This is a genomic window from Cellulomonas sp. P2_B4, from assembly GCF_056404795.1.
Window position 1 is genome coordinate 159,871 of sequence record NZ_JBFUDI010000003.1, and the last position, 19,929, is coordinate 179,799.

At 73.1% G+C, this 19,929-nt stretch carries 18 protein-coding genes; 5 read left to right on the forward strand and 13 right to left on the reverse strand.

What is annotated here, in order from left to right:
- The first annotated feature begins 87 nt into the window (after positions 1-87).
- Positions 88-1,146, forward strand: a complete 1,059-nt coding sequence (gene sepH, locus AC1DZC_RS05710; RefSeq protein ID WP_477039500.1) for a septation protein SepH — start codon at positions 88-90, stop codon at positions 1,144-1,146.
- Between the two features lies 1 nt (position 1,147).
- Here sepH and AC1DZC_RS05715 read toward each other — a convergent pair whose 3' ends face one another.
- The 4 genes from AC1DZC_RS05715 to AC1DZC_RS05730 are packed head-to-tail and all read right to left on the reverse strand — an operon-like array spanning position 1,148 to position 6,318.
- Positions 1,148-1,798 (reverse strand): thymidine kinase, encoded by a 651-nt coding sequence (locus AC1DZC_RS05715; protein WP_477039501.1) that lies wholly within the window; start codon positions 1,796-1,798, stop codon positions 1,148-1,150.
- Between the two features lie 28 nt (positions 1,799-1,826).
- Positions 1,827-3,026 (reverse strand): alkaline phosphatase family protein, encoded by a 1,200-nt coding sequence (locus tag AC1DZC_RS05720; protein ID WP_477042548.1) that lies wholly within the window; start codon positions 3,024-3,026, stop codon positions 1,827-1,829.
- Entirely contained in the window at positions 3,023-3,640 is a 618-nt protein-coding gene (locus tag AC1DZC_RS05725) for a DUF5998 family protein (protein WP_477039503.1), read from the reverse strand. The genes AC1DZC_RS05720 and AC1DZC_RS05725 overlap by 4 nt, the downstream gene beginning before the upstream one ends.
- Positions 3,637-6,318: a bifunctional acetate--CoA ligase family protein/GNAT family N-acetyltransferase gene (locus AC1DZC_RS05730; RefSeq protein WP_477042549.1), complete on the reverse strand. Its 2,682-nt coding sequence runs from the start codon at positions 6,316-6,318 to the stop codon at positions 3,637-3,639. The genes AC1DZC_RS05725 and AC1DZC_RS05730 overlap by 4 nt, the downstream gene beginning before the upstream one ends.
- Positions 6,319-6,421: 103 nt before the next feature.
- On the opposite strand from AC1DZC_RS05730, the gene AC1DZC_RS05735 reads away from it, so the two are divergent.
- The gene (locus AC1DZC_RS05735) at positions 6,422-8,896 is read left to right on the forward strand and encodes a DNA gyrase/topoisomerase IV subunit A (protein ID WP_477042550.1); all 2,475 of its coding nucleotides are present in this window, start codon (positions 6,422-6,424) and stop codon (positions 8,894-8,896) included.
- Here the strand turns inward: AC1DZC_RS05735 and AC1DZC_RS05740 are convergent.
- The 4 genes from AC1DZC_RS05740 to AC1DZC_RS05755 all read right to left on the reverse strand — a co-directional run bounded on the left by AC1DZC_RS05740 (position 8,868) and on the right by AC1DZC_RS05755 (position 13,356).
- Complete coding sequence (locus tag AC1DZC_RS05740; RefSeq protein ID WP_477042551.1) at positions 8,868-9,653, reverse strand: lysoplasmalogenase; 786 nt, start codon at positions 9,651-9,653, stop codon at positions 8,868-8,870. The genes AC1DZC_RS05735 and AC1DZC_RS05740 overlap by 29 nt on opposite strands.
- A gap of 118 nt (positions 9,654-9,771) precedes the next feature.
- A complete protein-coding gene (locus AC1DZC_RS05745) occupies positions 9,772-10,800 on the reverse strand; it encodes a GNAT family N-acetyltransferase (protein WP_477042552.1) in 1,029 nt (342 codons plus the stop codon).
- A gap of 47 nt (positions 10,801-10,847) precedes the next feature.
- The gene (locus tag AC1DZC_RS05750; RefSeq protein WP_477042553.1) at positions 10,848-11,207 is read right to left on the reverse strand and encodes a DUF2200 domain-containing protein; all 360 of its coding nucleotides are present in this window, start codon (positions 11,205-11,207) and stop codon (positions 10,848-10,850) included.
- A gap of 22 nt (positions 11,208-11,229) precedes the next feature.
- Positions 11,230-13,356: a DNA gyrase/topoisomerase IV subunit B gene (locus tag AC1DZC_RS05755; protein WP_477042554.1), complete on the reverse strand. Its 2,127-nt coding sequence runs from the start codon at positions 13,354-13,356 to the stop codon at positions 11,230-11,232.
- Between the two features lie 217 nt (positions 13,357-13,573).
- Here AC1DZC_RS05755 and AC1DZC_RS05760 point away from each other — a divergent pair, with 217 nt between their 5' ends.
- The gene (locus tag AC1DZC_RS05760) at positions 13,574-13,783 is read left to right on the forward strand and encodes a DUF7455 domain-containing protein (RefSeq protein ID WP_477039510.1); all 210 of its coding nucleotides are present in this window, start codon (positions 13,574-13,576) and stop codon (positions 13,781-13,783) included.
- 144 nt (positions 13,784-13,927) lie between these two features.
- On the opposite strand, the gene AC1DZC_RS05765 is transcribed toward AC1DZC_RS05760, so the two are convergent.
- From AC1DZC_RS05765 to AC1DZC_RS05780, 4 genes are all read right to left on the reverse strand, one after another.
- Positions 13,928-14,077: a hypothetical protein gene (locus AC1DZC_RS05765; protein WP_477042555.1), complete on the reverse strand. Its 150-nt coding sequence runs from the start codon at positions 14,075-14,077 to the stop codon at positions 13,928-13,930.
- A gap of 44 nt (positions 14,078-14,121) precedes the next feature.
- Positions 14,122-15,723: an RNA polymerase sigma factor gene (locus AC1DZC_RS05770; protein WP_477042556.1), complete on the reverse strand. Its 1,602-nt coding sequence runs from the start codon at positions 15,721-15,723 to the stop codon at positions 14,122-14,124.
- A 203-nt stretch (positions 15,724-15,926) separates the two neighbouring features.
- A complete protein-coding gene (locus AC1DZC_RS05775) occupies positions 15,927-16,316 on the reverse strand; it encodes a universal stress protein (protein ID WP_477039513.1) in 390 nt (129 codons plus the stop codon).
- A gap of 114 nt (positions 16,317-16,430) precedes the next feature.
- A complete protein-coding gene (locus AC1DZC_RS05780) occupies positions 16,431-17,549 on the reverse strand; it encodes a DUF4192 domain-containing protein (protein ID WP_477042557.1) in 1,119 nt (372 codons plus the stop codon).
- A gap of 143 nt (positions 17,550-17,692) precedes the next feature.
- On the opposite strand from AC1DZC_RS05780, the gene AC1DZC_RS05785 reads away from it, so the two are divergent.
- Together AC1DZC_RS05785 and AC1DZC_RS05790 are read left to right on the forward strand one after the other, a co-directional pair.
- The gene (locus tag AC1DZC_RS05785; RefSeq protein WP_477039515.1) at positions 17,693-18,226 is read left to right on the forward strand and encodes a hypothetical protein; all 534 of its coding nucleotides are present in this window, start codon (positions 17,693-17,695) and stop codon (positions 18,224-18,226) included.
- A gap of 10 nt (positions 18,227-18,236) precedes the next feature.
- Positions 18,237-19,358, forward strand: coding sequence for a polyprenyl synthetase family protein (locus AC1DZC_RS05790; RefSeq protein ID WP_477039516.1), 1,122 nt, complete (start codon positions 18,237-18,239; stop codon positions 19,356-19,358).
- A 103-nt stretch (positions 19,359-19,461) separates the two neighbouring features.
- Here the strand turns inward: AC1DZC_RS05790 and AC1DZC_RS05795 are convergent, their stop codons facing one another.
- Positions 19,462-19,875 carry an Rv2175c family DNA-binding protein gene (locus AC1DZC_RS05795; RefSeq protein WP_477042558.1) on the reverse strand — a complete coding sequence of 138 codons (414 nt, stop codon included), beginning with the start codon at positions 19,873-19,875 and terminating at the stop codon, positions 19,462-19,464.
- Positions 19,876-19,929: the final 54 nt, after the last annotated feature.

A 19,929-nucleotide genomic window follows, 5' to 3' on the forward strand; every position in this document is an offset into this window, starting at 1 on the left:
TGTCAGCGGTCCGGCGGCGCACCGCCCAGCGTCCACGGCTGCGGGCCGGATCGGTGGCAGGCTCGTCCCGAGGTACTGGGAGGTCGAATGGCTGAGCTCGAGCTGGTGGGTCTGCACGAGGACGGGGAGCATCTCGTCCTGGTGGGTCCGGACGGTGCGCGATTCCGGCTGCGCATCGACGAACCGCTGCGTGCCGCCGTGCGCCGCGACCGTCCGCAGCTCGAGCAGCTGCGCGCGGAGAGCGCGGGCACCCTGAGCCCCCGGGAGATCCAGGCACGCATCCGCGCCGGCGCGACGACGCAGGAGGTCGCCGACTCCGCGGGCCTCCCGATCGAGCGCGTCCGGCGGTACGAGGGACCGGTGCTGGCCGAGCGCGAGCACATCGCCGAGCAGGCCCGCGGCACGCGCGTCGGCCGCGAGATGGGCTCGCCCGTCCTCGGTGACCTCGTCACCGACCGCCTGGCCGCCCGTGGCGTCGACCTCGCGTCGCTCGCCTGGGACTCCGCGCGCGACGCCAACGGTCCCTGGGTCGTCCTGGCCCGGTTCACCGTCGACGACTCCGAGCGCGAGGCCCGCTGGACCTTCGACCCGTCGAAGCGCACCGTCGTGGCCGACGAGGACGAGGCACGCTGGCTGTCCGAGACCGAGCTGCCCGACGAGCCCGTGTCGCGTCGTCACCTCGCGGCCGTCCGGGACGTCGTGTTCGACTTCCAGCCCGACGGCACGACCGTCCGCACGGCGGCCGCGTCGACGGCCGTCCTGCCGGACCCGGCACCGGAACCCGATCCCGTGGATGAGACGGCGGCGCTCCTCGACGACCTGCGCGACCGGCGCGGCGTGCGCCAGGCGCTGGAGCTGGACGACGACGACACCGAGGAGTTCGAGGGCTTCGGTCCGCAGCACGCGTTCGACTTCGGGCGACCCGACGCCGACGTCCCGGGCGCTCACCCGCAGGACGCCGAGCCGGCCGAGGAGGCCGTCGTCTACCCGGCGCCGGTCATGGTCCCGTCGCCCACGCCGATCGCCCTCGCGGCGGACTCGGCCGACCACGACGAGCACGGCGACCGCCCCCGGGCGGCGGCGCGCCGCGGGCGTGCCAAGGTCCCGAGCTGGGACGAGATCGTCTTCGGGGCGAAGCCCGAGTAGCTCAGCCGGTCTCGAAGTCCAGGGTCTGCATCGACGGAGACGACGCCCGGGCGGCCGCAGCGGTCATCCGGCGCATGTGGTGGCGACGGCACAGCACCTCGTAACCGACCTCGTCGGCAGCCGAGCCGACGTCGCCGACGACCACCTGCGCGCCCTCGACCACCATCGTCCCGTTGACGGTCCGGGCGTTGTGGGTGGCTCGGGCGCCGCACCAGCACAGCGCCATCACCTGGAGCACCTCGACGCGGTCCGCGAGCTCGACCAGGCGGGCCGCCCCGGGGAACAGCCGGGCTCGGAAGTCCGTCGAGATTCCGAACGCGAACACGTCCACGCCGAGCTCGTCGACGACCCGCGCGAGCTGCTCGACCTGCCGGGCGGTGTAGAACTGCGCCTCGTCGCCGATCAGGTAGTCCACCGGGTGCCCGTGGGTGCGACGCGCGACGACGTCCGCCCAGAAGTCCGTCGTGTCCTCGACCTCGAGCGCGCGCTGCGTCAGGCCCAGGCGCGAGGAGATGACCGCCTTGCCCGCGCGGTCCTGCCGGGTGAACAGGATCCCGTCGCGACCGCGCGCCGCATGGTTGTGGTGCATCTGGAGCGCCAGGGTGGACTTGCCGCAGTCCATGGTCCCGGAGAAGAAGACGAGCTCGGCCACAGGTCAGGAACCGCCCTTCAACGCGTGATCATGCGACGACGACGCACGGCACGAGCATCTCGTGCCGGGTCAACGATCCGTGTACCCCGATGAGCTCGAGCGAGGCGGGCGTCTGGGTCGCCGAGTCCACGACGGTCGCGCGGCCGGTCATCGCGACGACGACGTCCCCGATGATCGGCACCACGTGCTCGGCAACCTCGCCGAACCAGCCGTGGTCGGACGCCTCCGCCCGGGTCGCGACGACCGCGGCGGAGCCGAGCACGTCGCGCCAGCGTCCGGCGACCGCCTCGGGGTCGGCGCCGCGCTCGAGGTGCAGGTGCAGCGCCCGGGGCTCCCCCGCCGCCAGCTCGACGCCCGCGCCGAGCACAGGGTGGGTCGCCAGGTCCCAGCGCTGGCTCAGGTCGACGTCGACCATGCCGTGGTCCGCGGTGACGAGCAGGAGGGTGTCCTTGGGCAGGCTGCGGGCGAGCCGTCCGAGCTCGAAGTCCAGCTCGGCGAGCGCGTCGCCCCACTGCAGCGAGCCCCAGCCGTGGTGGTGGCCCGCCTTGTCGACGTCGCCCCAGTACAGGTACGCGACGCCGGGCCTGCGCAGCGCGGCGACGGTCGCGTCGACGCGCTCGGCGAGCGACTCCGCACGCGCGTAGTCCGGACCGCGCAGCGCCGCCTCGGTCAGCCCCGAACCGGCGAAGCGCGCCGGACCGATGCTCGTCACCGCGGTGCCGGCGGCCGTCAACCGCTCGAACATCGTCGGCTCGCGCTGCCACTCGCGTGCGGGCGGCAGGCCGGTCCAGCTCACGAGGTTGCCGAGCAGGCCGGTGGCGGGATCGCGCACGGTGTACCCGAGCATCCCCGTACGACCGGGCGGCACCCCCACGCCGAACGTGCCCATGGCCGTCGCGGTCGTGGACGGGAACGTGCTGGTCAGGGGCGTCGACGCCCCGAGCTGGCGGCGCAGGAACGGTGCGTGGCCCGCGCGCTCCGCCAGGTTGGCGTACCCGAGCCCGTCCACCAGCACGACGCAGACCCGCGAGGCTGCCGGCAGTCCCAGGAGGTCCTGCGAGTGCGCGCTGTCGATCCCGGGCAGGTCGACGCCGAGCGACCCGGCCACGGCCGGCAGGACGTTGCCGAGGCAGGGGTACGACGAGCTCGGCGCGACCAGGTCCGCGGCCTCGAAGGCGGCGAGCGCATCCCTGGACGCGGTCGTGAGGACCGACTCCACGTCCGTCATCGGGCGCGGGCGCTGGCCGCCGAGAGCTGACGCGCGAACGCCGTGGCCGCGCGCACGTGCTCCGCGCCCTCCGCCAGCGCGCTGACGCGCACCACGACGTCGTCCGGCGCGAGCGTCCCGGTGAGCCCGTGGTCGGCGTCGCAGCTCGGGTCGCCGCACGTGGCGGGCTCGAGGTCGACGCGGGAGACCGCTCCCCAGCCGATCACGAGGGTCAGCTCGGAGGCTCCGGTGCCGGCCTTGTGCTGGTCGGGCTGGCCGACCACGTGGGTCAGGGCCACGGACTTCAGCTCGGACAGCGGGACCGCCTCGGTGGTCGCCGAGGCGCTCGCCGACGGGTGCTCCGAGTCGGCGGGATGGTCGTCCACGTGAGCGACGACGAGCCGGGTCGGTGTCAGGACGAGGACGGTGACGTGACGTCGCACCTCGGCGGCGTCGAACGTCGTCTCGGGATGGACCAGATGGGCGACGACGTCCTCGTCGGCGAGGGCCACGTCGAGCACGTCACCGACGAGCTCGGGGTAGTAGCCGGCACGGTGGAGGTCGACACGCAGGTCGGTGGCAGGAGCGGACACCCGGACATCCTCCCACTCGCGGCGACCGGACGGGCTGCTCATGTGGAGGACAGCCTCCTGGTCGCGTCCGCACGATCGGCACGGGCGACCGAGGCGCGCGCGCCCAGCACGACCGCCCCGCTCTCCGAGACGACGACGGGGTTGAGCTCGAGGGAGCGCAGCTCGGGCAGGTCGTCGGCCAGGACCGCGACGCGCGCGATGAGCTCCTCGAGGGCGCCGACGTCGAGCGCCGGCAGGCCGCGGTACCCGAACAGCCGCGGAGCCGCCCGGGCCGAGCGCACCAGCTCGGCGACGTCGACGTCCGTGAGCGGCGGCACGCCGTACGCGACGTCACCGAGCAGGTCGGACGCGTCGCCGGCCAGCCCGAAGCTGATGATCGGGCCGAACAGCGGGTCCTCGACCGAGCGGACGACGCACGCCGACCCGTGCGGCGCCATCGCCTGCACCTCGAGCGGCGGCTGGTCGTCCGCGTCGAGCGTCGCGGCCAGGGCCAGCACCTGCTCGACGTCCCCGCGCAGCTCGGCCTCGTCGGCGATGTCCAGCCGAACCCCCCCGAGGTCGGCCCGGTGCCGCAGCGCCGAGACCGTGGTCTTGAGCGCGACCGGCCAGCCGATCCGTTCGGCCGCGGCCACGGCCTCGTCGGCGTCCTGCACCAGGTGCGACGGCACGACGTCGATGCCGACGGTCGCGAGCAGGGCCGCGACCCGCTCGGGGTCGAGGGTGACCGCGCCGCCGTCCTGGGAGAGCCAGCCCGCGACGAGCCGCCGAGCGGTGCGCGTGTCGGCGCCGGCCGGGTGCAACGACAGCCCGCGGTCCGCCGACCGCCACTGCGCGTACCGGGCGGCCCGGCCGAGCGCGAGGGCGCCGTCCTCCGGGGTGCTGTAGGCCGGCACGGTCCACGCCCGGCCCGCCTCGTCGGTCGCCGTGAGCTCGGACGTCACGCCGTGCAGCTCGTCCATGCAGGCGACCGTGGTGCGGCCGGTGCGGGCCGCGGCCGTCGCGAGCTCCGCCTGGAGCACCGGGTCGGGGCCGCCGACGGTCGGGATGCGCACAGCGACGACGACGTCGCTCTCGGGGTCGTCGTACAACGCCGTGACCGCCTCCCGTACCTGCCCGGCGTCGGCGTCCTCCGGCAGCAGGACCACCCGCCCCGACGCGACGAGCCCCGCCGCCGTGGCGGCCTCCGCGACGAGGGCCGCCGTCGAGGCCGAGCTCGCGAGGATCGCGGTGCGCCGGCCGGCCGGCAGCGGCTGGAGCGCGAGCACCTGCGCGACGTCGAGCATCTGGTGGGTGTTGTCGACGCGGACGACCCCGGCCTGGCGCAGCATCTCGGCCAGCGTGCGCGGCGGAGCGTGCGTCGCACGGACGGCATGCCCCGGCGGGACCACCTGGCCGGAGCGTCCCGCCGTCACCACGATCACCGGCTTGAGCTGCGACAACCGGCGGGCCACGCGAGAGAACTTGCGCGGGTTGCCGATCGACTCCAGGTAGAGACCGACGACGTCCGTGCCCTCGTCGTCAGCCCAGAACTGCATGAGGTCGTTGCCCGAGACGTCGGCGCGGTGGCCGGCGGACACGAACTCCGACAGCCCGATCCCCCGCCTCCGCACGGCCGCCAGCAGGGCCACGGCCATCGGGGCGGACTGGCAGAACAGCCCGATCCGGCCCGCGGGCGGCGGGACCTGGGCCAGGGAGGCGTTGAGCAGAGATCCCGCCCGGTGCGCGAGCAGGCCGTACGAGCCGGGCCCGACGACGCGCATCCCGGAGCCGTGCGCGACACGGAGGAGGTCCCGCTGCCGCTCGAGCCCCTCCGGCCCGTCCTCGGCGAACCCGGCGGACAGGAGCACGATCCCGCGCACGCCGAGCGGCGCCAGGTCCCGGACCACGCCGACCGCGTCCTGCGCGGGCACGGCGACGACCGCGAGCTCGACGGGTCCGAGCACGTCCACGAGCGCGAGCGACGGGGCACCCGGCACGCCCACGGTGTGCACGACGAGGTCGGGCTCACCGGCACGCAGGTCGGCCAGCACGCCCGCCGCTAGCCGCCCGACGAGCGACGCGTCGTCGACGCCCGGACCGACCACGACGACCGAGCGCGCCTCCAGCAGTTGCCGCACCGAGCGCGCCTCGGCCCGGTGCTCCCGGTCCGCCATGACGGCCAGCGAGCGATCGGTCGGGTCGATGTCGAAGCTCAGCGCGACGACGCCGTCCTCGGTGCGCTGCCGCACCACGTAGCCGGCCTCGCGGAACACCGAGATCATCCGGCCGTTCTGGGGCAGCACCTCGGCGACGAAACGCCCGACCCCGCGCTCCCGGGCGGCCGCGGCCAGGTGCTCGAGCAGCACCGAGCCCAGTCCCCGGCCCTGGTGGGCGTCGGCGACGTTGAACGCGACCTCGGCGTCGTCGTCGTCGATCCGGTCGTAGCGGGCCACACCGATGATGTGCTCGACGTCGCCGGCGTTCGCGACGGCGACGAGCGCGACGCGGTCCACGTGGTCGACGTTGACCAGGCGCTGCAGGTCGCGCTCGGAGAGCCGCTCCATGGCGGCGAAGAACCGCATGTAGATCGACCGTTCCGACTGGCCGACGTGGAACGCCTGCAGCGCGTCGGCGTCGCTGGGCAGCATCGGCCGGATGTGCGTGGTGGACCCGTCGTGCAGCACGACGTCCGCCTCCCACCCGGCCGGGTACGCGGGTGCGTCGTCGTCGACGTCTGCCATGTCCGTCAGGCTAGTGCGCCTCCTGCGCGCCGCAGCCGGACTTGGCCGCGGACGGTCCACAATGGTCGCCGCACAGCAGTCCGGCCCCCGAGGAGCACCAACGATGGCGCGTCGCCCCGCGACCCCCGACGTCCCGCCCGAGGACGTCGTCGAACGCATCGTCGACATCGACGTCGCGACGGAGATGGAGGGCTCGTTCCTCGAGTACGCCTACTCCGTCATCTACTCCCGCGCACTGCCCGACGCTCGCGACGGCCTCAAGCCCGTGCAGCGCCGCATCCTGTTCCAGATGTCGGAGATGGGCCTGCGCCCGGACCGCCCGTACGTGAAGTCGGCGCGCGTGGTCGGCGACGTCATGGGCCGCCTGCACCCGCACGGCGACACCGCCATCTACGACGCGATGGTCCGCCTCGCGCAGCCGTTCTCCCTGCGCCTGCCCCTCATCGACGGGCACGGCAACTTCGGTTCGCTCGACGACGGGCCCGCCGCGCCCCGGTACACCGAGGCGCGCATGGCACCGGCCGCCCTGGCGATGACCACGGGTCTCGACGAGGACGTCGTCGACTTCGTCCCGAACTACGACAACAAGCTCCAGCAGCCCGAGGTCCTCCCGGCCGCGATCCCCAACCTGCTGGTCAACGGTGCCGCGGGCATCGCGGTCGGCATGGCCACGAACATGGCCCCGCACAACCTCGTCGAGGTGATCGCGGCGGCCCGCCACCTGGTGCTGCACCCGGACGCGACGCTCGAGGACCTGCTGCGGTTCGTGCCCGGGCCCGACCTGCCCTCCGGCGGCAAGATCGTCGGCCTCGACGGCGTCCGCGACGCGTACCGCACCGGCCGTGGCGCGTTCCGTACGCGGGCGACCGCCCGCATCGAGAACGTCACGCCCAAGCGCAAGGGCATCGTCATCACCGAGCTGCCCTACGGCGTCGGCCCGGAGAAGGTCATCGAGAAGGTCAAGGAGGGCGTCCAGACCAAGAAGCTCACCGGCATCTCGGACGCCATGGACCTCACCGACCGCACGCACGGTCTCCGGCTCGTGATCGAGGTGAAGACCGGCTTCGTGCCCGAGGCGGTGCTGGAGCAGCTGTACCGGTTCACGCCGCTGGAGGACTCGTTCTCCATCAACAACGTCGCTCTCGTCGCCGGCCAGCCCAAGACGCTCGGCCTGCGTGAGCTGCTGGTCGTGTGGGTCGAGCACCGGCTCGTCGTGGTGCGACGGCGCTCGGAGTTCCGGCTGGCCAAGCGGCTCGAGCGCCTGCACCTGGTCGAGGGCCTGCTCATCGCGATCGTCGACATCGACGAGGTCATCCAGGTCATCCGCACGTCCGACGACGCCGACACGGCGCGCTCCCGGCTGCGCAGCGTCTTCGACCTCTCCGAGCCGCAGGCCGAGTACATCCTCGAGCTCCGGCTGCGCCGGCTGACCCGGTTCTCCCGCATCGAGCTGGAGAAGGAGCAGGAGCAGCTGGCGACCGAGATCGCCGAGCTGCGCGAGATCCTGGCCGACGACGCCCGCCTGCGCACCCTCGTCTCGGACGAGATGGCCGAGGTCGCCGCCACCTACGGCACGCCGCGCCGCACGATCCTGCTGGAGTCGGCCGGCGGCACGTCCGTCACCGGCGCACCGGCGGCCCGCGGTTCGGCAGCCCCTCTGGAGATCGCCGACACGCCCTGCTGGGTCCTGCTCTCGGGGACCGGGCTCCTGGCCCGGACCGCGTCCGAGGACCTCCCTGCCCGGGTCGAGGGGGCGCGCCGCGCCAAGCACGACGTGGTCTCCGCGACCGTGCTCACCACGGCGCGCGCCGAGATCGGTGTCGTGACGTCGCAGGGCCGCATCGTGCGCGTCTCCGTGCTCGACCTGCCCGCGCTCCCGCCCACGGACGGCACCCCGAGCCTGTCCGGAGGCGTCCCGCTCGGCGAGGTGGTGACGCTGCTGCCGCGCGAACGCGTGGTCGGGCTGGCGTCGCTCGCTGCCGACGCCCCGACGCTCGCGCTCGCGACGGTGCAGGGCACCGTCAAGCGGGTCGCGCCCGGTGACGTGCCCGGCAACCGCGACGCGTGGGAGGCCATCGCGCTCAAGGACGGCGACGAGGTGGTCGGCGCGGTCGCCGTCGTGGACACCGACGAGCTCGTGCTCGTCGCGTCCGACGCGTCGCTGCTGCACTTCGCCGCGTCAGCCGTGCGGCCGCAGGGACGCGCCGCGGGCGGGATGGCCGGCATCAAGCTCGCGGCCGGCCAGCGGGTCGTCGCGTTCGCAGCGGTGGCCGCGGACGTCGTCGCGCAGGCTGTCGTCGTCACCGTCGCCGGTGCTTCCGGCGCCCTCCCGGGGACGCAGGCCGGGTCCGCCAAGGTCAGCCCGTTTGAGGTCTACCCGGCCAAGGGACGCGCCACGGGCGGCGTGCGGGCGCACCGGTTCCTGCGCAACGAGGACGCCCTGATCCTCGCGTGGGTGGGCGTCGGCCCGGCCTGGGCCTCGGGGTCGGGCGGTCAGCCGATCGAGCTGCCCGCGCTCGACCCGCGTCGCGACATGTCCGGGACGGCCCTCAGCGCGCCGGTACACGCGGTCGGCTGAGCGTCCGCGCCGCGCGGACCATCGAGACCACGTTGTCGGGCACGCTCGGCCGGCTCACCACCGGCCGCGGTGCCCGCTCGGGCGCCCGCCGCTGCCGGGCGTTGCGCTCGACGACGGCCGCCGCGATCAGCGCCTGCGCGACGACATAGGTGAGCATGACCCAGAAGTCCTGGTGCGGCAGGTTCCACGCCGGGACGAACTCGCCGAGCGCGATCAGACCGTCGGACACCAGGAACACGGCGCCGCCGATCCCTGCGAGCCGACCGCCGCCGGTGGACAGGACCGCCATCGCGGTCAGGCAGCCGCCGTACACGGCGACGGGGACCAGCAGGTCGCCGGCGCCGCTCGCGCACGCGCCGACCATGCCGACGAGCACCGCCGCGTAGGGCAGCAGGAGCACGGGCCGCCGGTGCAGGACCGAGCGCCGCGCGTCCGGTGCGAACGCGACGACGAACGCCACCTGCGCGAGCAGGAAGAAGCCGACCATGACCAGGAAGGACGCGTCGTCGCCGACGAAGGACGGCAGGAGGTCGCCGAGCCAGGAGAAGCCGAGCGCGACGAGCACCCAGGTCACCAGGTGCCCGCGCGGCCACCGCGTGGCGGAGACGAGCGCCCCCGCCAGCACGGGCATGAGAGCCCACTGCGCGACCCGAGCCACACCGTCGGCACCGACCCACTCCGCCGACACCTGGACGAGCGCGACGACCACGAAGGCCGCGGCCCAGATGCGTGCGGCCCAGGACAACGTCCGTCCCACCACGACCTCCTCGACGCCGGGCGACGTCGACCGGCAGCAGCGCGAGACGTCGTCGTCCCGCCGCGCCCGATGCTAACGCGCCCCGAGCCGTCTCCATGACGGCCCTGCGGGTGAGGTGTCAGAGGTCGATCGCGAACATCGTCGAGCTGTGGAAGACGACATAGCCGAGGTTCGTGTACAGCCGGTGTGCGCCCGACTGGTTGGCGGTGTCGACGCCGAGCTCGGCGTACTCGATCCCGTCGGCCTTGTAGGCCGTCATCGCGGCGCTGAGCAACGCACCCGCGAGGTGCCGGCCGCGCCAGGCCCGGCGGACGCCGAGCAGCTCGGTGTAGCCCGCGCTGTACCCGGTGATCTCCCAGTCCTGCTCGTAGCGGCCGGAGACCAGGTAGCCCGCGACCTCACCCGTCGCGTCGTCGACCGCGGCGAAGCTCCAGGTGGGCGCGAACATGCTGCGCCCCTGTGCCCACTCCTGCGCGGTGCGCGGCTCGCTGCCCCAGTGGTCGGCGAACGCCTCGTTGTGGGCGAGCCGCACCTGGTCGTCCAGCTCGGGCGTCCAGGGCACGATCGAGATGCCGTCCGGTGCGGGGATGTCCGGCAGCGCGACGTCGAGGGGACGCTTCATCTCCGCGTAGAAGCGCGCAGGAGCGAAGCCGGACGCGCGCAGCAGGCGGATCTTGGTCGGGGCGTCGTCGTCGGTGAAGACGGCGATCCGGGCCGGCAGCTCCTTGCCCGCCTCGGCGATCTTCTGGCGGCCCCGGCCCATCGACCACGCGAGCAGCTCGCGGCCGATCCCGCGTCCACGCCACAGCGGGTCGACCCCGCCGTCGAGGAACGCCCGCACCACACGGGTGTCGCCGGGGGGCTGGTTCACCTGCGCGTACGCGCGGAACCGTCCGTCGGCGTCGACGGCCCCGAGCGTGTCGAGCTCGTGGTTCTTCCACTCGCCGTCGAAGTGCTCGTCGACCTCCTCCTGCGACGTGCGGTACGGCGCGTGGTCGGCCTCCTCGATCGCCGTCAGCAACCGGGTCAGCTCGGGGACGTCGTCGCGGGTCAGCGGCCGCCAGACCAGGCCGGCGAGCCCGTCGAGCGACGGGAGCTCGGCCGGTGCAGCGGCGCGCTCGGCGATGGGGGTCTCGGTGGCGTTCACGACGACCACGATTCCGGGCGGGGCCCCGCCGGGCAACCGAAAAGCGCCTAGGAGGCCGACCCGCGCAGGATCGAGGTCATCTTCTTGCCGCGGGCCACTTCGTCGACGAGCTTGTCCATGTACCGGATCTTCTGCATCAAGGGGTCCTCGATCTCCTCGACGCGCATCCCGCAGATGACGCCTGTGATCTGCGAGGCGTGCGGGTTCAGGCCGGGGGCCCGCGCGAAGAACGTCTCCAGGTCGATCTCGTCGGCGATCGCCTTCTGGAGGCCGCCCTCGTCGTAGCCCGTGAGCCACGTGATGACCTCGTCCACCTCGTCCTTGTGGTGGTCCTTGCGCTCGACCTTCTTCACGTAGAGCGGGTAGATGCTGGCGAAGCTCATGCCGAAGATGCGGTGTCCTGCCATCGTCCCGTCCTTCCGTCCCGACTCAGGCGTCGATGCGGCTGCGGTCGAGCCCGTCCGCACCGGCGACGATGAAGTCCTTGCGCGGAGCGACGTCCGAGCCCATGAGCAGCTCGAAGATCTCCTCGGCCCGCTGCGCACCCTCGACCGTGACCCGGCGCAGCGTGCGGTGCCGCGGGTCCATCGTCGTCTCGGCCAGCTGGTCGGCGTCCATCTCGCCCAGGCCCTTGTAGCGCTGGATGTCGTCCTTGTAGCGCTTGCCGGCACGATCCAGCTTCTTCAGCGTGGCCGCGAGCTCGGCCTCGGAGTACGTGTACACGTACTCGTTCTTGCGGCCACCGCCGCCGATCACCTCGATGCGGTGCAGCGGGGGCACGGCGGCGTACACGCGCCCGTCCTCGACGAGCGGGCGCATGTACCGGAACAGGAGCGTGAGCAGCAGGGTCCGGATGTGCGCGCCGTCGACGTCGGCGTCGGTCATCAGCACGATCTTCCCGTAGCGCGCCGCCTCCAGGTCGAACGTGCGGCCCGAACCCGCGCCGACCACCTGGATGATCGCCGCGCACTCGGCGTTCTTGAGCATGTCCGAGACGGACGCCTTCTGGACGTTGAGGATCTTGCCGCGGATGGGCAGGAGCGCCTGGAAGTCCGAGCTGCGGGCCAGCTTGGCCGTGCCCAGGGCACTGTCGCCCTCGACGATGAACAGCTCGCTGCGGCCCACGTCGTCCGACCGGCAGTCCGCCAGCTTGGCGGGCAGCGAGCTGGTCTCCAGGGCGTTCTTGCGGCGCGAGATCTCCTTCTGCTTGCGCGCGGACAGGCGGGCGCGCATCTCGCCGACGATCTTGTCGAGCAGCAGCGACGACTGCGCCTTGTGGTCCCGCTTGGGCGACGCGAAGATCGCCGCGAGCTCCGTGTCCATCACGCGCGCGACGATGGCCCGCACCGCACCCGTGCCGAGGACCTCCTTGGTCTGCCCCTCGAACTGCGGCTCCGCCAGGCGGACCGTCACGACGGCGGTCATCCCCGCCAGGACGTCCTCCTTGTCGATCCGCTCCGAGGTGTCCCGTGCCGAGATCTTCAGCCGGCGCGCGTTCGCCTCGACCTGCTTGCGCAGCGTGCGCAGCAGCCCGGCCTCGAAGCCGGCCATGTGCGTCCCGCCCTTGGGGGTCGAGATGATGTTGACGAAGCTGCGGACCTCGGTGTCGTAGCCGGTCCCCCAGCGCAGCGCCACGTCGACCTCGCAGGTCCGCGCCACCTCCTGCGCGGTCATGTGCCCGCGCTCGTCGAGCACCGGGACGGTCTCGTGGAACGTGCCCGACCCGGTCAGGCGCCACGTCTCGGTGACCGCCGGGTCCGGGGCCAGGTGGTCGACGAAGTCCACGACGCCACCGCTGTGAAGGAACGTCTCCTCGTGGGGACCGTCGGCTCCCGGCGTACCGGCGATGCGGCGTTCGTCGCGCACCATGAGCGTCAGGCCCGGCACCAGGAAGCTCGTCTGCCGCGCCCGCGTGACCAGCTCGTCGTAGGCGAAGACCGCCGTCTTGGGGAAGATCTGCGGGTCTGCCCAGTACCGCACGCGCGTGCCGGTCTTCGCACGCGCGACCTTCCCGCCCAGCTCGAGCGACGAGCCCGAGACGAAGGGCTCGAAGGCAGCGTCCGGCCCGATGCCGCCGCGGTCGTCGAACGTGCCCGGCTCGCCCCGGCGGAACGTCATGCGGTGCGTGCGGCCGTTGCGGTCGACCTCGACGTCGAGGCGCGAGGACAGCGCGTTGACGACCGAGGCGCCGACGCCGTGCAGACCGCCCGACGCGCCGTACGAGCCGCCGCCGAACTTCCCGCCCGCGTGGAGCTTGGTGTAGACGACCTCGACACCCGTCAGGCCCGTCTTCGGCTCGACGTCGACCGGCACCCCGCGACCGTTGTCGCGGACCTCGACCGAGCCGTCCGCGTGCAGCACGATGTCGATCCGGTCGCCGTGGCCGGCCAGGGCCTCGTCCACCGAGTTGTCGATGATCTCCCACAGGCAGTGCATCAGGCCGCGGCTGTCCGTGGTCCCGATGTACATGCCCGGGCGCTTGCGCACCGCCTCGAGGCCCTCCAGCACCGACAGGTGGCGGGCCGTGTAGCCGGACTGCGAGGAGGTCGTTGTCACCGGCCGATCGTATCCGTCGGTCCCCACATGGCCCCGCTGCCATGCCGCTGCGACGCGCGGGGGCCGCTATCTCGCGGTATGTCCGCTTCTCGTCCTGTTACGGCAGATCTCGATTTGTTTCGGGACGGTCACAGTCCACTACGCGGTGAGCGAACCACCCGCCCTGGGTGCCTACAAACGGGGAACGAGATGGTTGTATGGACGTGTGACGGGCACCATGACGCAACCACTGACCGCGGCCGACCGCTGCGACCGCTGCGGCGCGCAGGCCTATGTCCGGGTCATCCTCCCGGTCGGAGAGCTGTTGTTCTGCGCGCACCACGCGCGCGAGCACGCGCCGAAGTTCGCCGCGCTCGCCACCCACGTGCAGGACGAGACCGACCGCCTGCTGGCCGAGCACGGAGCAGGAGCCGGCGCCGCCACCTGAGCGCGCACGGCACCAACCGAAGACGGCGACGAGGCCCGGACCGCAATGGTCCGGGCCTCGTCCGTCTCCGGGTCGACGAGCCGTGCGTGATCTACGACGCGACTGACACGCGCTCCATCGCGACGTCGGCCCACGCCGCGCCCGTCACGAGCTCGCGAGCCTGCATGTCGCCCCGGCCAGCGCAGCCTGGCGCTGCTCGGGCGCACCGCGGATCGGCTGGCCGCAGACGAACTGGATGTCCGTCACCCCGAAGACGCCGAAGATCGCCGGGTTGCGCAACGAGGCCCGGACCAACCGGTCCGGGCCTCGTCGTGCGTTCGTTCGGTGCTGCTGGCGCGTCAGTCCAGGTAGTCGCGCAGGACCTGCGACCGCGACGGGTGGCGCAGCTTCGACATGGTCTTCGACTCGATCTGCCGGATCCGCTCGCGCGTCACCCCGTAGACCTTGCCGATCTCGTCGAGCGTCTTGGGCTGACCGTCGGTCAGGCCGAACCGCATCGACACCACGCCGGCCTCGCGCTCCGAGAGCGTGTCGAGCACCTGGTGCAGCTGCTCCTGGAGAAGTGTGAAGCTCACGGCGTCGGCCGGGACGACAGCCTCCGAGTCCTCGATGAGGTCACCGAACTCGCTGTCGCCGTCCTCGCCGAGCGGCGTGTGCAGCGAGATGGGCTCGCGGCCGTACTTCTGGACCTCGACGACCTTCTCGGGCGTCATGTCGAGCTCCTTGGCCAGCTCCTCCGGCGTGGGCTCGCGGCCCAGGTCCTGGAGCATCTGGCGCTGGACGCGCGCGAGCTTGTTGATGACCTCGACCATGTGCACCGGGATACGGATGGTGCGGGCCTGGTCGGCCATGGCGCGGGTGATCGCCTGACGGATCCACCAGGTGGCGTACGTCGAGAACTTGTAGCCCTTGGTGTAGTCGAACTTCTCGACCGCGCGGATCAGACCGAGGTTGCCCTCCTGGATCAGGTCCAGGAACAGCATGCCGCGGCCCGTGTAGCGCTTGGCCAGCGAGACGACGAGTCGCAGGTTGGCCTCGAGCAGGTGGTTCTTGGCGCGGCGACCGTCGTTGGCGATCCACTCGAGCTCGCGCTTGATCTTGGGCTCCATGGTGACGCCTGAGTTCAGCCGCTCGTCGGCGAACAGGCCCGCCTCGATGCGCTTGGCCAGGTCCACCTCCTGCTCGGCGTTCAGCAGCGCGACCTTGCCGATCTGCTTCAGGTAGTCCTTGACCGGGTCGGCGGTGGCGCCGGCGGTCACGACCTGCTGGGCCGGAGCGTCGTCGTCGTCCGCGTCGGAGTAGACGAAGCCGCTGTCCTCGGACTCCTCCTCCTTGGCGGCGGGCTTCTTCTCACCGTCCTCGGACTCGTCGTCCTCGTCAGCGACCTCGACGGCCTCGACGACCTCGATCACCTCGGCGACGACGTCGACGACCTCGATGTCCTCGATGTCGATCTCCTCGCCCTCGACGGGCTCGTCCTCGGACGGCTCGGCGTCGCCGGCCTTGGCGGCCGTTGCCTTGGCGGTCGTCGTCTTGGCGGCCGGAGCTGCCTTGGCACGCGTCGTCTTCGGCTTGGCAGCGGCGGGCGCGTCCGGGTCGGCCGTCGCGGTCGCCCGGCGACGGGTCGTCGTCGCGCCCGCGCTCTCCTCGGCCGCCACGACTGCCTTGGCCGTCGGACGGGCCTTGGCGCTGGTCGCAGCGGCGACGCGGGCCGGCTTGGCCGTGGGGGCGGCGGGCTCGGAGACACCGATGCCGGCCGTCGCGAGGCCGCGGACGACGGCGCGCAGGCGCTTGGCGTCCTGGACGTCGGCCTGCTCGCACGCGGTGCGCAGTTCCTCGGCACCGACCGTGCCGTGCGTGCGGCCGCGAAGGACGAGCTCCTGCAGAGCGGGGTGCTCGAACTCACGCGGAAGTGCGGGGTGCGGGGTCTGGGACGACACGAACGACCTTTCGGCAACGCGACACCGGGAGGGGCCGGGAGTCTAGATAGATATTGTACCGACCTCGCGGGCCTCTCGCCGTTACCTCGGGCACGACGAGACGACCGCCAGGGGCGGATTTCGCGGGGTTGCACGCTTACAACGGACGAGCGCCGCCAGAGATTCCCGCCCGGACGAACCCGGCGAGCCGTCGCAGGACGGCGTCAGGTCGGCTTCACGGTGAGCACGGGGCACGCCGCGTCGAACAGGACGCGCTGGGCGTTGGCTCCCAGGATGAGCTTGCCCACCGGGCTGCGCCGACGAAGTCCGAGGACGATCAGCTGGGCGCCCACCTGCTCGGCGGTCGAGATGAGGTCGTCTGCGACGTCACCGCTCTCCAGGAGCCGGACCTCGTGATCGATGCCGGCCTCGGTGAGGCGAGCCCGGACCTGGTCGAGGTCGGCCTCCACGCTCGCGCGCTCGTCCGCGGGCTCGCCCGGACGCGCGCTGACGACCACGACGACCGGAGTCTGACGCACTCGTGCCTCGTCGACCGCCGCCTCGAGAGCTGCCCGACCTTCGGAGGTGGCCAGATAACCCACCACGATTCCCATCGGTCTCTCCCGTCCACGTCGACTTGGCCCCTCCGTGACCGTACCCGAGGCGGGCCTGCACCACGACCGCATCGTCGGAGCGTCGAAACCCCAGGTGGGAACGGCCGTCGCGGGTCAGCCGGACCGCCGTACCCACCCGGGTGGGATGCCGGCCCCGAGCGCGTCGCCGAGGAGCGCTGCCAGCCGGTAGCCCGGTTCCGCGGCGAGCGCGCGGTCCAGGAGCACCCCGGCTCGCGCACCGTCGCCCCGCCACCACGCCAGCAGGGCCAGCAGCGTCAGTGCGGGCGCCTGCGCGCCGGCCCGACCGTGGGCGACGACCCCCTCCAGGGCCGCCTCGTGCGCCGTCGTCTCCGGCTCCGGCGGGTCCACGGCCCGGGTTGGGTCGATGATCTTCGCCATCGCGGCACCGAGCGCGTCGTCGAGGCCGTCGGAGCCCGCAGCCACGACCCGCTCGGCCAGGTCGTCGGTCCCGGGCACCAGCGTGACGAGCACCGCGTCGCGCACCAGGCGGTCGTCGAGGCCCGCCTCGAGCCTCCCCCACGGCACGCGGGGGCCCGCACCGTCCGCCGCCGACATCCGTCGTACGACCTCGCGCCACGCGACGACCGAGTCGAGGCGCCACGACGCCACGGCCTCCGGACCGCACACCAGCGCCTCCTCACGATGGGTCTCCCACCGCCGTCGAGCCCGCGCGACCGTGCGTCGGCGCTCGGCTCCCGCCGACCGGATGCGGGCGATGTCTGCGCGCGAGTCGGCGACCGCGGAGCCCGCGAGCACCAGCTGCGCACCGATCTGGGTCGAGTCGAGGTCGACGAGCGGCCGGCCGCCGGGCGGGCAGCAGTCGTCGACACAGTCGAGCGAGAAGTACCCCGTGTCCGTCACGACCCACGCCGGCACGTCACCGAGCGACGGCTCGGCCGCGTCCCGAAAATGCTGTGCAGCGCGCTGCACGGGGCCTGCGACACCCCGGGGGTCGTCGTCCGTGTAGAGGACGAGGACCCCGCTCTCGGCGTCGTCCCGTCCGAGGTAGGCGAGGAGCCGGCGGGCGAGGGCGGGGCCCTGATGCGGGTCCGCGAGGTGCGGCAGGTCGACCCGCACGACCAGCCCGACCCGCCCGCGTGGCGCCCGCAGGCTGACAGCCACCACGCTGTCTCGCGGACGGAAGCCGAGCCGGTGCGGGACCAGTGCGAGCAGCTCGCGGGCCTCCCTCATGCGGACTGTGGTGATCTCCATGGGCCCAGCCCACCGGCCCGAGGACCGCCGTGACGGCCGCACCGCACTTCTGTGGGCGAGCCGTGCCGAGGCGAGGGTTGTGGTCGCGTCGGCTCCGGTCGAGCGATGTCCGGTCGCACATCCCGGCCCGCTAACCTGACCCGATGCCCAGCCGGTCCACCCTCGTCGCGCGCGCAGCAGCAGTAGCTGCGGTCGCCGTCACCGTGCTCGGCGCGGCGGGCTGCACGACGAGCAGTCCCGGCGTCGCGACCGCCACCGGCTCGACCGCCGTGACGGCGTCGCCGAGCCCGACGGAGACCCTCCTGCCGGGGGCCGACAGCCCGCACTCCGCCGTCGGGAAGGTGGTCGACGGATTCCCCGTCGACCTGATCCCGGTGCCGGACGGCGCCGAGGTGCTGGTCTCGTCGGCCGAGCCCGTGGAGGGCACGGACCTCACCGAGGTGAGCCTGAACCTGCGTTCGCAGGCGGACACCGCGACCCTGCTCGCCGCCGTCAGTGCCCCGCTCGTCGCCGCCGGATTCGTCGCGGGCGCTCCCCCGGCCGCCGAGCCCGGGCTGTCCGCGCAGTCCACGTTCTCCCGCGCCGACGGCTCCGAGCTGCTCGTCGTCGGCATCCTCGACCGCGACGGCGTGCGCACCATGACCCTCGGCGGGCGGGTGCGGCTGCCCGCGCCGTAGGCTGCCCGGCGTGACTCCCTCGACCCCCGCCCTCGTCGACGTCGAGGACGTCCGTGCTCGTGTCGACGCGGTCCTGGCGCGGCACGTCGCGCAGCTGCGCACCGTCCTCGCGGCCGCGAGCGGCGACGCGGACCGGCTCGCGGACGCGGTCGCGCAGATGCTCTCGGGCGGCAAGCGGCTGCGGGCCGCGTTCTGCTACTGGTCCTGGCGCGCCCACGGCGGCCGCGCGGGCAGCGCCGAGGCCGACGCGGTGATCCGTGTCGGAGCGGCGCTCGAGCTGTTCCAGGCCGCGGCACTCTTCCACGACGACGTGATGGACGACTCCGACACGCGACGCGGCTTCCCAGCGGCACACCGGGCCTTCGCCGCCCTGCACGACGCGCACGGTCTGACCGGTGACGCCGAGCGGTTCGGCATGTCGGCCGCGATCCTGCTCGGCGACCTGACGCTGGTCGCCAGCGAGCAGGAGTTCGCCGGCGCCCTCGCGACGCAGCCCGTGCAGCGGGCCGAGCGCGCACGGGCGGTCTTCGACCTCATGCGCACCGAGGTCACGGTCGGGCAGTACCTCGACGTCCTTGCCCAGGCGCTCCCGTGGGGCGACGACCCGGCCGCCGACGAGGTCCGCTCCCGGGAGGTCATCCGCGCGAAGGCCGCGCGCTACAGCGTCGAGCACCCGTTCACGCTCGGCGCAGCACTCGCCGACGCGGACGAGCCGGCCCTCGCCGCGTGCCGGGCCCTCGGCCTGCCGCTCGGAGAGGCGTTCCAGCTGCGTGACGACCTGCTCGGCGTCTTCGGCGACCCTGTCGCGACGGGCAAGCCCGCCGGCGACGACCTGCGGGAGGGGAAGCGCACCGTACTCACGGCCCGGGCGGTCGCGCGGGCCCGCGCGGTCGGCGACGAGGCGACCGTCACTCTTTTGCGCACCCGTCTGGGTGATCGCGGCCTTTCCGACGCGGATGTCACCCAGGTGGCCGACGCGATCAAGGCCACGGGCGCGCCGGACGACATCGAGCAGCTCATCGAGGAGCTCTCCGGAACCGCGTTCGACCTCATCGACGCACGGCGCTGGCCGGACCCGGCGCGAGGCCAGCTGGTCGGCCTGGCGCATGCGGCGGTGGACCGACGCGCCTGAGGCACAACGGCCCGCCGCTCACCAACAACGCGGTGGACCGGCGCGCCTGAGGCACAACGGCCCGCCGCTCACGAACACAGCGGTGGACCGGCGCGCCTGACCTCTAGAGCTCGGCGGCCGCCAGGCGCCGGATCTCGGTCTTGCGACCCGCCCGCAGCGCGTCGATCGGCGTCCCGGGCAGCGCGTCCTGCGCGGTGAAAAGCCACTCGATGGCGTCCTCGTCGGAGAATCCGGCGTCGGACAGCACGGTGAGCGTGCCCTGCAGCGAGGCGAGTACCGTCCACGGCTCGTGCGCCTCGGGCTGCGTCGGCTGCGCGGGGTTGGCCAGATGCCCCGGGACCAGGAACGACGCCGGGATCGAGAAGACGCGCGGGTCCCCGCGGCGGGTGCCCACGACGCGGCGCTCCTGGACGATCCGACGAACCTTCGAGGGGTCCGTGCCGAGGCGGTCGGCGACGTCGGGGACGGTGAGCCACTCACCTACGAGGAGGTCCAGGGCGTCTGCAGATGCGTTCACCCGACCAGAGTACGCATCCGGGAATTACACCTCGGCAATTCCGCCCCGCGCTTT

Excerpts from the sequence above, each read along its gene's own strand:
- sepH (WP_477039500.1), top strand. The coding sequence starts at position 88 with ATGGCTGAGCTCGAGCTGGTGGGTCTGCACGAGGACGGGGAGCATCTC.
- AC1DZC_RS05720 (WP_477042548.1), bottom strand. The coding sequence starts at position 3,026 with ATGACGGACGTGGAGTCGGTCCTCACGACCGCGTCCAGGGATGCGCTC.
- AC1DZC_RS05725 (WP_477039503.1), bottom strand. The coding sequence starts at position 3,640 with ATGAGCAGCCCGTCCGGTCGCCGCGAGTGGGAGGATGTCCGGGTGTCC.
- AC1DZC_RS05730 (WP_477042549.1), bottom strand. The coding sequence starts at position 6,318 with ATGGCAGACGTCGACGACGACGCACCCGCGTACCCGGCCGGGTGGGAG.
- AC1DZC_RS05735 (WP_477042550.1), top strand. The coding sequence starts at position 6,422 with ATGGCGCGTCGCCCCGCGACCCCCGACGTCCCGCCCGAGGACGTCGTC.
- AC1DZC_RS05750 (WP_477042553.1), bottom strand. The coding sequence starts at position 11,207 with ATGGCAGGACACCGCATCTTCGGCATGAGCTTCGCCAGCATCTACCCG.
- AC1DZC_RS05760 (WP_477039510.1), top strand. The coding sequence starts at position 13,574 with ATGACGCAACCACTGACCGCGGCCGACCGCTGCGACCGCTGCGGCGCG.
- AC1DZC_RS05775 (WP_477039513.1), bottom strand. The coding sequence starts at position 16,316 with ATGGGAATCGTGGTGGGTTATCTGGCCACCTCCGAAGGTCGGGCAGCT.
- AC1DZC_RS05780 (WP_477042557.1), bottom strand. The coding sequence starts at position 17,549 with ATGGAGATCACCACAGTCCGCATGAGGGAGGCCCGCGAGCTGCTCGCA.
- AC1DZC_RS05785 (WP_477039515.1), top strand. The coding sequence starts at position 17,693 with ATGCCCAGCCGGTCCACCCTCGTCGCGCGCGCAGCAGCAGTAGCTGCG.